This window comes from Massilia arenae (assembly GCF_008014745.1).
Taxonomy (GTDB): Bacteria; Pseudomonadota; Gammaproteobacteria; order Burkholderiales; family Burkholderiaceae_D; genus Telluria; species Telluria arenae.
The window spans coordinates 286,060-300,610 of the sequence record NZ_VPFD01000003.1; the positions used below are offsets into that span (position 1 = coordinate 286,060).

12 protein-coding genes are annotated in these 14,551 nt (G+C 66.4%); 3 read left to right on the forward strand and 9 right to left on the reverse strand.

Annotated features, from left to right (window positions below; translation table 11 throughout):
• Positions 1-58 precede the first annotated feature (58 nt).
• A complete protein-coding gene (locus tag FVD38_RS03880) occupies positions 59-1,804 on the reverse strand; it encodes an ABC transporter substrate-binding protein (RefSeq protein WP_147933600.1) in 1,746 nt (581 codons plus the stop codon).
• A 163-nt stretch (positions 1,805-1,967) separates the two neighbouring features.
• Here FVD38_RS03880 and FVD38_RS03885 point away from each other — a divergent pair, with 163 nt between their 5' ends.
• The 3 genes from FVD38_RS03885 (at position 1,968) to FVD38_RS03895 (ending at position 6,002) form a co-directional block, all read left to right on the forward strand.
• On the forward strand, positions 1,968-3,206 hold the full coding sequence (locus tag FVD38_RS03885) for a spore maturation protein (protein ID WP_147933601.1): 1,239 nt from the start codon (positions 1,968-1,970) through the stop codon (positions 3,204-3,206).
• Positions 3,207-3,216: 10 nt separating this feature from the next.
• On the forward strand, positions 3,217-4,686 hold the full coding sequence (gene dacB / locus FVD38_RS03890; protein WP_147933602.1) for a D-alanyl-D-alanine carboxypeptidase/D-alanyl-D-alanine endopeptidase: 1,470 nt from the start codon (positions 3,217-3,219) through the stop codon (positions 4,684-4,686).
• Positions 4,687-4,865: 179 nt separating this feature from the next.
• Positions 4,866-6,002 carry a GGDEF domain-containing protein gene (locus FVD38_RS03895; protein ID WP_147933603.1) on the forward strand — a complete coding sequence of 379 codons (1,137 nt, stop codon included), beginning with the start codon at positions 4,866-4,868 and terminating at the stop codon, positions 6,000-6,002.
• Positions 6,003-6,005: 3 nt separating this feature from the next.
• Here the strand turns inward: FVD38_RS03895 and FVD38_RS03900 are convergent, their stop codons facing one another.
• From FVD38_RS03900 to murQ, 8 genes are all read right to left on the reverse strand, one after another.
• Complete coding sequence (locus FVD38_RS03900; protein ID WP_147933604.1) at positions 6,006-6,617, reverse strand: M15 family metallopeptidase; 612 nt, start codon at positions 6,615-6,617, stop codon at positions 6,006-6,008.
• A complete protein-coding gene (locus FVD38_RS03905; protein ID WP_123069287.1) occupies positions 6,618-7,517 on the reverse strand; it encodes a LysR family transcriptional regulator in 900 nt (299 codons plus the stop codon).
• A gap of 87 nt (positions 7,518-7,604) precedes the next feature.
• Entirely contained in the window at positions 7,605-8,603 is a 999-nt protein-coding gene (locus FVD38_RS03910; RefSeq protein ID WP_147933605.1) for an N-acetylmuramoyl-L-alanine amidase, read from the reverse strand.
• A 28-nt stretch (positions 8,604-8,631) separates the two neighbouring features.
• Entirely contained in the window at positions 8,632-9,549 is a 918-nt protein-coding gene (locus FVD38_RS03915; protein WP_147933606.1) for an N-acetylglucosamine kinase, read from the reverse strand.
• An 18-nt stretch (positions 9,550-9,567) separates the two neighbouring features.
• Entirely contained in the window at positions 9,568-11,157 is a 1,590-nt protein-coding gene (locus FVD38_RS03920; protein ID WP_229493389.1) for a glycoside hydrolase family 10-like protein, read from the reverse strand.
• Positions 11,158-11,186: 29 nt separating this feature from the next.
• On the reverse strand, positions 11,187-12,329 hold the full coding sequence (locus tag FVD38_RS03925; protein ID WP_147933608.1) for an acyltransferase family protein: 1,143 nt from the start codon (positions 12,327-12,329) through the stop codon (positions 11,187-11,189).
• Between the two features lie 6 nt (positions 12,330-12,335).
• Entirely contained in the window at positions 12,336-13,601 is a 1,266-nt protein-coding gene (locus FVD38_RS03930) for an MFS transporter (protein WP_147933609.1), read from the reverse strand.
• Between the two features lie 42 nt (positions 13,602-13,643).
• Positions 13,644-14,522 (reverse strand): N-acetylmuramic acid 6-phosphate etherase, encoded by an 879-nt coding sequence (gene murQ / locus FVD38_RS03935; protein ID WP_123069293.1) that lies wholly within the window; start codon positions 14,520-14,522, stop codon positions 13,644-13,646.
• Positions 14,523-14,551: the final 29 nt, after the last annotated feature.

The following is a 14,551-nucleotide window of genomic DNA, read 5'->3' on the forward strand; positions in this document are numbered from 1 at the left end:
TTAACCGGAGGGCAGTATAACCAGCAGGAATATTTAATTTAGGAAAAACTAACGAAATCTAACGCTTAGCTCTGGCGGAGCGTGCTCTTTGCGCAACATCGAGATCGAGGTAACGCCAGGTAGTGAATTCGACCGGATGCCGTTTGTAGTTTTTCAGCCACGGATGGCGCAGGTCGCCGGACAGCACATGGGTCAATGGCACCCATGGGTTATAGGCGTGCAGCAGCTGGTTCATCTCGATATACAGCCTGTTGCGCTGCGCACCATCGGTGAGCAAACGCGCACGCTCGTAGCGCACGTTGTACTCCGGCAGGTCGAAACGGGAGTAGTTGGCGCGGCCCGCGTTCGGGCCGTACAGCAGCTGGTAAAAATTGTCGCCGTCTGGGAAGTCGGCGATCCAGTTACTCTCGAACATCTGCACCGTGCCCAGGCGCGACGCCTTGATGATCTCGGTCTTCTTGTCCGACCTGAACACGACGCGTAGCCCGATCGCGTTCAGGCATTTTCTCCACAACTCGTCGCGCAGGCGGCCACCGACGGTGGCTTCGCTGTGCATCGTGAGCGTCAGCGGCTTGCCACCAGGCGCGCGCCTGAAACCATCGGCATCGCGCTTGTCATAGCCATGCCGGTCGAGCAGCGCATTGGCCAGCGCCGGGTTGTAGGGCACCGGGCTGCGGTAATCCGGATCGTAGCCGAGCACGTTCGGCGGCAGCGGCGATTCGGCCTTGATCGCGAAGCCCTTCTTGAGCAGCGCGATGTCTTCGGCGCTGTTGTACGACATCGAGATCGCGCGCCGCAGCGCCACCCTGTCCTTGCCATAGCCGCCGACCACCGGGTCGTTCATGTTCATCCACATGTAATAGGTCTGCAGCACCGGGAAGCGCGACAGCACGATGCCGCGCGCCGCCAGCTCGGGTTTCAGTTCGCCGTCCTGCACCACCATCTCGGTCATCGATTCGGGAATCTGTTCCAGGTAGTCGTATTCGGCATTCAAAAAGCCCAGCATGCGACCCTGGAATTCCTCGGCGATCTTCACCTCGATCCGGTCCACCCGCGGCAGGCGCTTGCCCTCCAGCGCGGCGGCAATCGCCCGGTCTTCCGGGTCGTCGCCAGGCGTGGCGCTGAACACGGCCGTCGAATATGGATTGGCCAGCAGGACGATGCGGTCGCTGCGCTTCCACTCGCCGATCATGAAAGGACCGGTGCCGACCGGATGGTTGCCGGCCTGGCCCGGATAGGCCTCGATCACCTCGCGCGCGACCACGCCGGTGGCCGGGGTGGCGAGATAGAACAGGAAGTTGTTGTCGGGCGCGGCAAGGCGGATGCGCAGGGTGTAGCGGTCGACCGCCTCCACCTGCTTGCCTTCGACCATATACGACCAGGGCGACCTGAGCGCCGGGTCGAGCAGACGCTTGAGACTGTAGGCATAGTCGGCAGCCGTGACTTCGCGCTTCACGCCCTTGAAGGCCGGATCCGGCGTGAAATAGATGCCGGGGCGGATGCGGAAGGTATACGTCAGGCCGTCGGCGCTCACTTGCGGCATCGCGGTCGCCGTGTTCGGCCGCAGCTTCGCCGGCCGCGCCAGGTAGTCGTAGCGCAGCAGCGGGTCGAACAGGTTCTCCAGCAGCGACAGGGTGGCGTTGTCGGACGCCGCCGCCGGGTCGAGCCCCGTTTCGCTGGTGGACAGGAACATGCGCAGCACTTTTTGTTCCGCCTGCGCCGGCGGCTGCGCCTGGGCCTGCGCCGCCTGCGCACCAAGGCAGGACAGGGTGAATACGAGGGCAGCGGCGTAGCGGAATGTCATGACGGCGGGTTGTGTTAGGCGTTGCGTATCATAGGCCGCCGCCCATCCCGAGGCAACGCTCATAACTTTTGAACATGGTGCGGCTGCATTCTTTCATCCACGCGGCTTGCCCTCAGCCCCTGTCCACTGCACAATCGTGCGATACCCAGCAGCGACTCATTACATGGCACTCAATTACATCTGGACAGGCTTCTTCCTCGTCGGCTTCCTCGCAGCGATGTTCCAATGGCTGTTCCTCGGCGACACAGAGATTTTCAAGCGCATCATCGACGGCACCTTCGACTCGGCCAAGATGGCCGTGATGGACATCGCCCTGCCGCTGGCCGGCGTGATGACCTTCTGGCTCGGGATCATGAACGTCGGCGAAAAGGCCGGCGCCATCAACCTGTTCGCGCGCGTGATCGCGCCCTTCTTCTCGCGTATCTTCCCCGGCGTGCCACGCGACCATCCGGCCAACGGCCACATGGTGATGAACTTCTCGGCCAATATGCTGGGCCTCGACAACGCCGCCACGCCCTTCGGCCTGAAGGCGATGGAGAGCCTGCAGTCGATCAATCCGAAGAAGGACGAGGCCAGCGACGCCCAGCTGATGTTCCTGGTGATCCAGACCTCGGGCCTGACCATCATCCCGCTGGCCGTCATGGCCCAGCGCGCGGTGCTCGGTGCGGCCAATCCGGCCGACATCTTCATCCCGACCCTGATCGCGACCTATACCGCCACCATCTTCAGCATCATCGCGGTGGGCATCCGCCAGCGCATCAATATGTTCGATCCGGTGGTCTTTGCCTGGATCGGCGGCACCGCCGCGCTGATCGCATCGATGGTATTCAGTTTTACCTACTTCCTCGATAAATCGCAGATCCAGCTGGTGTCGACCGTGGTCGCCAACCTGGTGCTGTTCTCGGTGATCGCCGCCTTCATGACCGGGGCCGTGGTCAAGAAGGTGAACGTGTTCGAAGCCTTCATCGAAGGCGCCAAGGGCGGCGTCGAGACCGCGATCAAGATCATCCCCTACCTGGTCGGCATGATCGTCGCGATCAGCGTGGTGCGCAATTCCGGCATCCTGGGCCTGATCGTGAACGGCTTCGCCTGGGTGTTCGCCTCGCTCGGCCTGCAGACCGACTTCGTCGGCGCGCTGCCGACCGCGCTCATGAAGTCGCTGTCGGGCAGCGGCGCGCGCGCCATGATGATCGATGCGATCAACACCTATGGCGTCGATTCCTTCGTCGGCCGCCTGGCCAGCGTCCTGCAGGGCGCCTCGGACACGACCTTCTACATCATCGCCCTGTATTTCGGCTCGGTCGGCATCCGCAAGACCCGCTATGCGGTCAGCTACGGCCTGCTGGCCGACCTGGTCGGCATCATTGCGGCCATCTTCGTCGCCTATCTCTTCTTCGGTTAAAAGGAACAGCATGCTCAAACGCTCCGCCCTCGCGCTCGCCCTCTGCACCTGTATCTCGTTCGCCCACGCCCAGCTGCCGCCAGCGGTGGCCCAGGCGCTGCAGCAGAACGGCATCGGGCAGGACGAGATCGGGGTGCTGGTGCTGCGCGGCGACGCCGCCGTGCTCGAACACCGGGCCGGCCTGCCGATGCAGCCGGCATCGACCATGAAGCTGGTGACGACCCTGGTCGGCCTGGAGCGCCTGGGGCCGGCCTTTCGCGGTCGCACCGAGCTGCGCACCACGGGCCAGGTCGAGGACGGCGTGCTGCGCGGGAGCCTGTACCTGAAGGGCGGCGCCGATGCCGACCTGTCGGGCGAGCACATTGCCGACATGCTGCGCGCGCTGCGCTACGACGGCATCGAGCGCATCGAGGGCGACCTGGTGCTGGACCGCGGCCTGTTCCAGCCGGCGCGCACGGACGTCGGCCTGGCGCCCTTCGACGAGTCGCCGGAAGCGTATTACAACGTGATCCCCGACGCCCTGCTGGTCAACAAGAACATGCTGCAGCTCGACATGCGTTCGACCGCTGCGCGCCTGCAGCTGCGCATGCATCCGGAGCTGGAGCGGGTCTCGGTGACGTCCGAGATGACCCTGGTCGACGCCGACTGCGCCAAGTGGGAAGCCGGCTGGCAGCTGCCCGAGGCGCGGCGCCAGGCCGATGGCCGCATCAAGGTGGTCTTGCGCGGCACCTTTCCGAAGAACTGCAACCGCAGCTACGGCGTCAACGTGCTCGACCGCGACGACTACGTCGGCCGCCTGGTGCGAGAGATTTGGAGCGACCAGGGGGGCGTGCTGAGCGGCCGCACCATCACCGGCGCCACGCCGCTGGACGCCCGTCTGCTCGCGGCCCATGTATCGCGCCAGCTGCCGGAACTGGTCCGCGACATCAACAAGCCGTCGGACAACGCACTGGCGCGCACCCTGTTCCTGAGCCTGGGCAGCCTGCAGGCCGACCCGGTGGCGGGCAGCCTGGCGCTGCCGCTGGCCGAGGAATCGACCTTCGCCCGCGCCGACGCCGCGGTGCGCGGCTGGCTGCGCGAAAAACAGATCGACGACACCGGCTTCGTGATCGACAACGGCTCGGGCCTGTCGCGCATCGAGCGCATCAGCGCGCAGCAGATGGCCCGCCTGCTGCAGGCCGGGCTGCGCAGCCCCTGGGCGCCGGAATTCCAGTCCAGCATCCCGATCGGCGCGGTCGACGGCACCATGCGCCGCCGCCTGCAGGACAGCCCCGCCGCCGGCCGTGCGCGCCTCAAGACCGGCTCCCTGCGCAACGTCACGGCGCTGGCCGGCTACGTGCCGGACGCGAACGGCATCCCGTGCGTGTTCGTGGCGATGATCAATAGCGAGCAAAGCGGCAACGGTCGCGGACGCGCCGTGCTCGATACGCTGGTGGACTGGGTGGCGCGCTCGGGTGCGCCGCTTTCCGCCACGCCCTGAACCGGGAATGTACAGCTAAACATTGCTATCGATGCAAGCTTAGTGTCGAATTACTATAATTCGTTAGTTTTCGATAGCAAAAGCTGACACAATAGCGGGCTGGTGCGTGTCTCGCGCCACCGGTTTCCGCCTCCGCAGGACGCGTTGCCGACCGTCAAGTTTGGCCGTGCTGATCATCCATGAAATTCCATCCCCTGACCGGAGAGTTCGCGCGCGCCGCGGACGAGACCGAATTCCTGACGAGCCAGCTCCCCCGCACGCGCTCCCTGCTTGGCTTCACGCTGCTGTTCTGCGTCATCTTCTTCCAGCTGTTCTTCCTGACCGATATCGCGGCGCTGGGACTGGACGCCGCGCTGCGTGAAACCCTCCCTGCGCGGCTGGGCGTGGCGCTCATCGGCGGCACCGGCGCCTGGCTCGCCTATCGCCGTCCGCTGTCGGTAGCAGGCACGCGGCTGGCCGCGTCGAGCGCCGAAATCCTGTCGCTGGGCTGCTTCATGGTGGTGGCGCTGGCGCGTTCGAACGAGGTGCACTGGCATGCGCTGTCGATGGTGGTGATCCAGGTCGTGATCTACCTGTACATCCCGAACCGGCTGGCCTACGCCACCGCGATCGTGAGCGGCGGCGTGATCGTTTTCCTGGCGCTGGTGCACTACCTGCTGCCGCCACGGCCCGTGGCCGACCTGCTCACCATGGGCATGCTGCTGGCGATGATCAATACCTTCGGCATCCTGGCGGCGCGCCGCTTCAACCGGGTGGCGCGCGAGGAATTCCGCCTGCAGACGCAACTCAAGCGCCTGGCCGAGCGCGACCAGCTCACCGGCTGCTACAACCGCCATTACCTGAACGACCACCTGCTGGGCGCCGAGCTGGCGCGAGCGCGGCGCTTCGGCCATGCGGTCTCGGTGGTGCTGTGCGATATCGATCACTTCAAGCACATCAACGACACCTTCGGCCACCATCAGGGCGACCACGTGATCCAGAACTTCGCCACCCTGCTGCAGGGGATGACGCGCCAGGGCGTCGATGCGGTGGTGCGTTACGGCGGCGAGGAATTCCTGCTGATCCTGCCCGTGAGCGGGCTGGCCGGGGCGAGCGCCCTGGCTGACCGCCTGCGCGACGCCTTCGCCGCCAGCACCTTCACGGTCGACGGCGAACCGGTGCCGACCAGCGCCAGCTTCGGCGTGGCCGCCTTCGATTTTTCGAGCAAGGACTTGCGCGTCACCCTGCCCGACCTGATCGTGGCAGCCGACAAGCAGCTGTATGCGGCCAAGCGCAACGGCCGCAACCGGGTCGAGTCGGTCGAGCTGGCGGCGTAAGCCTTACAGCACCCTGCGGAAGGTGGCGCGCACCAGTTCGCGGTCGCCGCAATCGAAATGCCACCACTCGGTATTGATGCCCAGGAAGCCGGCCTGCAGCATCACGGTGCGCAGCAGGCGGCGGTTGGCCAGCTGATGCTCCGTGAGCTGGCCGGCCAATAGAAAGCCTTCTTCCAGCACCGGATGCGACAGCTCCGTCATGTCGTCGAAGCCGGTGCCCATGTCCAGCTCGCGGCCATCGGCATCGAGCAGCGTGATGTCGAGCGCCATGCCATAGGAGTGGATCGAGCCGCGCACCGGGTTGGCCAGGTACAGGCGCAGGTCGGTGCCCTCGAGCGCGTCCCACAACTGCTGCTGCACGCGCTGCGGACGCAGGGCGTCCAGCACCAGCGGCCGCAGGTCCGGCGCGTGCACTGCCAGCCAGGCCACCGCGCGTTCCAGCGCGGCCGCCGCCTCGACGTGCAGCCAGGCGCAGTCGTACGGCGAATACAAATCGCGCCCGACGAAGTTGTTGGCGGTGGCGTAGCGCAGGTCGACGTCAATGCCGGCGATGCTGTCCAGGTGGCGGAATTCCGGGCTGCTGGCGATGTCCTCGCTGGCGAGGGTAAGGTTCATTTACTTGTTTTCAAGACAGGCGCGTGCGGTCGCGCCGATACAGTTGGCCAGCTCGCGCGCGCCATGCGACAGGGGCGAATGGCTGGCGGTGAGCAGGTACAGGTGCACCGGGATCGACGGCGACCACTGGCGGCACTGCACCTTGTTGGGCGCCGCCGAGGCGGCGGTGAACGGGTCGAGAATCGCCGTGCCGGCGCCGGCCTCCACCAGCGAGCGCGCGATCTGGTAAGTCTGCACCACGGTGCGGAACACCGGCTGCACATCTTGCGCCTCGCAGGCGGCGACGACCATCTCGCCTAGCGGATCGCGGTCGGCCAGGCCGATCAGTTCGCCGCTCAGGTCTTCGGCCGAGATCGGCTTCTTGCATTCTTCCTCGGTCCAGGTGCCGGCGGGCGCCACCACCGTCAACAGGCCGTGGGCGATCGGTTCGGCCACGATGCCGGGATGGCGCGGATCCTGCAGCGACAGGGCCAGGTCGGCTTCGCCCAGGCGCAGCGCGTTCACGATCTCGCTCGTGTGATGTGTGGCGAGTTCACAACGGGTGTCGGGGAAGTCGCGGCGCCAGGCCGTCATCCCGACCGGCAGCACGCTGACCGCGATGGTCGGCGTCGACACCAGGCGCACGGTCTCGACCGCGCGGCCCTTGAGGCTGGCGGCCAGGCGGCGGATGCCCTGCAGGTCGCGGTTCAGTTTCTCGGTTTCGGCGAACAGGCGGTGCGCTTCCGGCTTCGGATACAGCTTGCCGCGCACGCGCTCGAACAGCGGCATGCCTAGCTGCAGCTCGGCATGCTGCAGCACCTTGGTCACCGCCGGCTGGGAAATATGCAGCACCTGGGCGGCGCCGCTGATGGTGCCGACTTGCATGATGGCGTGGAACACCTCGATATGACGCAGACGCATTGCTTCACCCTTCAGTAGAAAATCCACCCAGCATACGCACAGGGTGGATTGGCGAAGGATACAGCGAAAATTGCTGTACGGCGATGGTCACGGCGTGTTCACTGGCGGCGTGGCGGGCACAGGCGCAGGCACCGGTGCGGTCGGCGGCACGTTCTCGAGCGCACCCGGCAGCGGATCAAAGGTCGGAGCCGGCGCCGATGGCGGTACTGGCGCTGGCGCCGGCGTTGGCGTTGGAAGCGGCTGGCCGGGCACGGCCTGCCATGGCTGCGGCTGCGCCGGGATCACCGGCATCGGCGGCGGCGGGGTGCCGGCCGGCGTGGTCAGCACTTCGAGCAGCGCCGCCGTCTCGGCGTCCGGATTGCCAGCGATATCGAGCGGACGATATTTCATCTGGAACGCCGCCAGCGTGGTGCGGGTCGCTTCGTCGTAGACGCCGCTTTGATTGACACCGAAACCGTGCATGGCCAGCTTGCGCTGGTACCAGCCGACGTCGGGCAGCAGGGCGTCGAAGGCCGGGCGCACGGCCGCCACGCGGGCGGCGTCCGGCCACAGCACCAGGCCCTCTTGCGCCAGGCGCTGCCACGGGAACTGCGGCCCCGGATCCTGCTTCCTCAGCGGCGCGATGTCGCTGTGGCCCAGCACGTTCTCGGGCGCGATGCCGTGGCGCTGGACGATGTCCTTCACCAGCGGGATCAGGGCGTCCACCTGCGATTGCGGGAACGGCGCATAGACGCGGCCGGTCGGCGTGTCCTTCCAGCCGGCGTTGACGATCTCGATGCCGATCGAGCTGTTGTTCAGCTGGGTGAAGTTCTTCCAGCTCGAGTTACCGGCATGCCAGGCGGCGCGGTTCTCGTCGACCAGGCGATAGATCTTGGGCGTCGCCTCGTCGGTCAGCAGGTAATGCGAGCTGACTTCTTTCTCGGTCAGGATCTTGATCGAGCTCGGCGTGTTGGCGACCGTGTAATGCAGCACCAGGAAGCGCGCCCGGCTCGACTGGCCCTTGGCGTTATAGGTAGTGTCGTAGCTCGGGACGGTGGAGCAGCCCGCCAGTACGGTCAGGGCAAGCAAGGCGGCGATCGATTTCATATTGTTCTCCTTGGTGGTTTCTTGTCGTTCAAGCCAGCGCCAGGCGCGCGGCGGCATGGTGGGCGCGCGATCCGGTGCGGGTGAAGGCGGTAGTCGGGGGCAGCGCCGCGCGCATGGTGTCGGCAATCAGCGGATGCAGTTCGGCGGCGCGCCCGGCCAGGGCCACTGGGCGCGCACCGAAGCGCGCGATCAGGGCCGATGCCAGGCGCGCCAGCTCATGGCCCGCCGCGACCAGGATGGCGCGCGCCGCCGGATCGTGTTCCGCGCTGGCGGCGACGGCCAGCGCCAGCTTGCCGACCGTCCCGCGTTCGCTTTGATAGATGAACTGGCGCGACTGGGCCCAGTCCGATCCGCCGATGTGTTCGAACACGGCATGCGCCATCGGCGACTCCTGCCAGCAGCCGGGACGTTCGTCTTCATTGCGCCAGATATGGCGCAGCGCTTCGCGCGCGATCCAGAAGCCGCCGCCGCCATCGTCCAGCACCACGCCGCGGCCACCGGCGCGGTGAAACACATCGTGCTCGTCGATGAAGGCCCCGATCGAACCGGTGCCGGCATAGACCAGGTAACCTTCGCCCGGCGCGAAACTGGCGCGGTAGGCGATCTCGATATCGTTGCAGAGCAGGACCGCGCCAGGCGCCACGCCCAGCAGGTCAGCCAGCCAGCCCTGCAGCAATTCGCCATCGCCGCCGAAGCCGGTCAGGCCGGCCTGCACCCGCACCGGATGCGCATGCTGCAGCACCGCCTCCGCCAACCGTTCGAAGGTGGCGCGCACGGCGTCGCGGCCGTGGGGCGTGGCCATCTGCAGGGCCGAGAGGCCGGCGACCGTGCCCTCGGCCAGGATCGTGCCGCCGGGCGCGGCCAGCGCCCAGCGGGTCTGGGTGCCGCCGGCGTCGATGCCCAGGCCGGCGCCTGCTACGCGCGGATTGTCTTGATCAGTCGGCATACCGTGATGCTACCCGCATTATGGTTTCGACCACACACGCACGCGCTCGCCCTCGTTGCCGAGGCGGTCGACTGCGCTCACCACCACGATCTCGGCCGGGCCGAGGCGCTCGTCGTCGGACACCGTCCACGTCGCGCGCGCCGCCGGCGCCACGGCGAAGCGCCATTCATTGCCGTGGCGGGCCCAGATCGCATACAGGGCATTGCCCTTGCCCGCCGTCAGGCTCAGGTCGACCGAGCGGGCGCTGCGCGCGGCCTTCACCACGGGCGTGCCGGGGGGCGTGCTGCCCAGCCACGGCGTGGCCGGCACCAGCGCCTGGCCGGTGTAGCGGCTCGCGCGCAGCTGTTCGCTGACGCCTTTGCGGTTCTGCATCAGTGCCACCATGCTGAAGTGGATATGGCCGGTGGCCAGCGGGCGCGAACGGGTCACGCTGACCTGCTGCAGCACTTCGTCCGGCTCGTAGTCGCGGGTCGGCGCGCCGATGCGGCTGGTGAACAGGCCCGGCCAGATATGGCGGCCCAGCGGGTTCTGGCCGATCCAGTAGTCGAGCAACACGTCATAGGCCTGGCCCGGCGGCTTGATCGGCCAGTACAGCTGCGGCACGAAGTAGTCGAGCCAGCCCTCTTGCAGCCACAGTTCGGCGTCGGCATACAGCTTGTCGTACTGCGAGAAGCCGACGATGCCGGGTGGGCGGCGATCGGGCCGGCCCAGGCCGAAGGGACTGATGCCGAAGCGCACCCAGCTCTTTTCGGCATGGATGCCCTTGTACATGGCCTCGATCAGGCGGTTGACGTTGTCTCGGCGCCAGTCGGCGCGCGCCAGGGTGCCGCCGCTCTTCAGGTAGCGCTGCCAGGCCGGATCGTCGGGGAAGTCCAGTTCGGCCTTGGCCGCGCGGCCGTCCAGCGCGGCGGCATTGCCGGCCACGGCCGGCGTGGCCTCGATCGGGTAGGGATAGAAGTAGTCGTCGATGTGCACGCCGTCGATGTCGTAGCGGCGCACGACGTCGAGGATCACATCCATGGTCTGCTTGACGGCCGCCGGCTCGCCCGGGTCCATCCACATGAACTTGCCGTAGCGTTTGACGATGTCCGGATTGGTGTTGGTGATGTGGTTCGGCGCCGACTGCGAGCGCGCCGCGTCCATGCGCGCGCGATAGGGGTTGAACCACGCGTGCAGCTCGAGACCGCGCGCATGCGCCTGGTCGATCCAGAATTTGAGGGGATCGTAGGCCGGCATTGGCGCCTTGCCTTGCGCGCCGCTCAGGTACTCGGTCCATGGCTCGAGCTTCGATGGATAGATCGCATCGGCCGAAGGACGCACCTGCAGCACGATCGCGTTCAGGTTCAGCGACTTGGCGCGGTCGAGGATGGCGATGGCTTCTTGCTGCTGTTTAGCGGACGACAGGCCAGGCTTGCTGGGCCAGTCGATATTGGCGACGGTCGAGACCCAGGCGGCGCGCAGTTCGCGCGGCGCGGCCGGCGGATCGTCGCCGCCGCTGGTTTCGGCCACCGGTACACCGCGGGTGAGCGGCTTGGTGCCGCAGCCGGCCAGCAGGCCGCCGAGGGCGAAGGCGCTGGCCAGGCCGAGCGTGAAAGCGCGTTTGTTCATTTTGGGAAGCAAAGTGGCTCCTTTTCTGTTCAGACTTTGACGAACCAGCGCTTGCGCCACATGCACCAGGCAATGGCAAACATGCAGGCGTTGAAAGCGATGGCGTACAGTAATGAGGTGTTGCGTGGGTCCAGCGGCAGCGCGGCAAACGGCGCGTACAGCAGTCGGCCGAGCGCGAGCTGGCTGCCGTCCGGCTGGGTGAATTTGATAAAGCCGAGCATCTTGGCGATGAGACCGGAGAGCGCGAAGATGAATAGCGCGTTCATGCCGTAGATGACGAAGGGCGTGCTCCAGCGCGCGGCGCACTCACGCACGACGTTCGACGGCGCCGCGTCCAGCAGCCAGTAGCTGGCGCCGAAAGCCAGCAGCGCCCAACCGCTCATCAACAGGCAGAACGACGGCGTCCACAGGCTTTTATTGATCGGCATGAGGACCGCATCGAGCGTGGAGCCCAGCGCCAGGCAGGCCAGGCCCGCCAGCATCAGCCACACCACCTGTTCGACCCGCGAAAGTGTCGAGAGCAGCAGCCGGCCGGCCAGCACGCCGAACAGCAGGCTGCACACGGCCGGGAGCGTGGACACCAGTCCTTCCGGGTCCCAGGTCTTCGCTTGCGCCCACAAGTGGCCATCCATCAGCGCGCGGTCGATCCAGGCGCCGAAGTCCTGGCCCGGTTCCAGTACGCCGGCACCGATGCCGGGAACCGGAACGAAGAGCATCAGCACGCTGTACAGCGCCAGCAGCAGGGAGATGGCGAGCGCCTGGCCACGCCAGCCCAGGTAGACCACCAGCGGCGCCGCCAGCACGGTGCACAGGGCAATGCGCTGCAGCACGCCGGGAATGCGCACGCTATCGAAATCGAAGCGCGGGATCAGGTTGAGCAGGAAGCCGATCAGGAAGATCAGCGCGGCACGCTTGGCGAGCTTGACGAGCAGCTGCGGCTTGTCCGCGCCGGCAGCGGCCAGGCGGCCCAGCGACAGCGCCATCGCGACGCCGCCGATGAACAAGAAGAAAGGGAAGATCGTGTCGGTGAACGTCCAGCCGTGCCAGGCCGCATGCGCGAGCTGCGCATGCAGGTGGCCCCAGTCGCCTGGATTATTCACGAGCACCATCGCGGCGATGGTGAAGCCGCGGAAGGCGTCGAGCGATGTCAGGCGCACCGGTGCGTCGATCATGGCCCGTTATTTTTTCCCGAATTCGGGATCGATCTTGACCAGCGCCGCCACGATGAATGCGGGGATCGTCGCCAGGCAGGTCCAGATGAAGAAGTGCTTGTAGCCCAGGTATTCCTGCAGGTCGCCGCTCCACATGCCCGGCACCATCATCCCCAGCGCCATCAGGCCGGTGCAGATCGCATAGTGCGCGGTTTTATTCGGACCGTCGGCCACCATGATCATGTACATCATCATGGCCGTGAAGCCGAAGCCGTAGCCGAACTGTTCGAGCGCCAGGAAGGCGGACACCGTCATCAGGTCGGTCGGCTGGGTCTGCGACAGGTAGACGAAGACCAGGTCCGGCAGGTGGATCGCGAACACCATCAGCCACAGGCAGCGCTTGAGCCCCAGGCGCGAGATCAGCCAGCCGCCGGCCAGGCCGCCCAGGGTGAGCGCGATGATGCCGACGGTGCCGTAGGCGATGCCGTATTCGGCGGTGGTGAGCCCCAGGCCGCCCTCGCTGACCGGGTCCTTCAGGAACGGCGCCACGAGTTTCAGCAACTGGGCCTCGCCCAGGCGGAAGGTGAGGATGAAGGCGACGATCATCCAGATGTCGCGCTTCTTGAAGAAAGCGGCGAAGGTGCCGAAGAAGTCGCGCAGCGGATTATTGGTGGTCGGGGCGGGACGGTCGTCCTCTGGCACGGGCAGTACGAACTGGTGCCAGGCAAACGCGGCGAAGAAGATCCCGGCCAGCACGTAGAACACGATCGCCCAGGCTTGCTTGACGTCGCCCAGGCTGACCGCCAGGTAGCCGGCCAGCACCACCAGCGGGCCTTGTCCGACCAGGGTCGCGAGGCGATAGAAGGTGCTGCGCACGCCGACGAAGGCGGCTTGCTGCTGCTGGCGCAGGCCCAGCATATAGAAGCCGTCGGCCGAGATGTCATGGGTGGCGGAGCTGAACGCCATGACCCACATGACGGCCAGGCTAACGGCGAAGAAGGCGGGTGTGTGCAATACGGTGCCGACCGCGATCAGCGAGGCGCCGACCGCGATCTGCAACAGCACGGTCCAGCGGCGCTTGGTGCCGAACATGTCGACGATGGGCGACCACAGCGGCTTGATCACCCATGGCAGGTACAGCAGGCTGGTATAGAAGGCGATGTCGGAATTCGAGATCCCCATGTCCTTGTACATGATGACGGTCAGGTTCATCACCACGACATAGGGGATGGCCTGGGCGAAGTACAGGGATGGCACCCACAGCCACGGGCGGTTCGCTTGCGGTTTCTGCATGTCTCTTTCTTGTGCCTCTAGGCCAAGGCTGCGGAAACGCGCTTACGCGAGCGCCTGGCGCACGCTGCCGCGCGCCGCTTCCAGCAGCGCTTGCGCCTGCTCGACACTGGTTTGTTTGGACAAGGCCACGATGGCGGTCTTGACGTGGAATCCGCATTGCTCCAGCACCGCCCGCGCGGCTTCCTCGTCGGCGCCGGTGGCGAAGCTGGTGAGGCGGATCGCGCGCCGTACCAGTTTGGCATTGGTAGCCTTCAAGTCTACCATCAGGTTGCCATAGACCTTGTTCAAACGCACCATCAGTGCGCTGGAAAAGGTGTTCAGCGCGATCTTTTGCGAGGTGCCCGCCTTCAGGCGCGTGCTGCCCGAGACGACTTCGGGGCCGGTATCGAGCGTGACGCCGATCTCGGCTTCCTGCGTGACCGGCGCGTCCGGGTTGTTGGCGAAGCCTACCGTCAGCGCGCCGACCGCGCGCGCGGCCTGGATGGCGCCCAGCACATACGGCGTGCCGCCCGATGCGGCGATCGCCAGCACCACGTCGTCCGGACCCACGTTCACGCCCTGCAGGTCGGCAGCGCCCTGCGCGAAATCGTCTTCCGCCCCTTCGACCGCGACGAACATGGCGTCGCTGCCGCCGGCCAGCAGCGCCACCGCGCGTCCATGCGGCCAGGAGAAGGTCGGATACAGTTCGACGCTGTCGAGCACCCCCAGGCGGCCCGAGGTGCCGGCGCCGACATAGATCAGGCGCCCGCCCGCCTCCATGCGCGGCAGAGCGGCGGTGACGGCGGCGGCGATACGCGGGGCGGCCTTGCGCACCGCCTCGACGGCCTGCAACTGGTCGTCGACGAAGACGTTCACCAGCTCTGTGGTCGGGTACTGGTCGAGGGCGGCGTGCGCCTGGGAAGGGGTTTCGGTATTGAGCATCGCCGTGTCTCGGAATGGATTTTCGATGA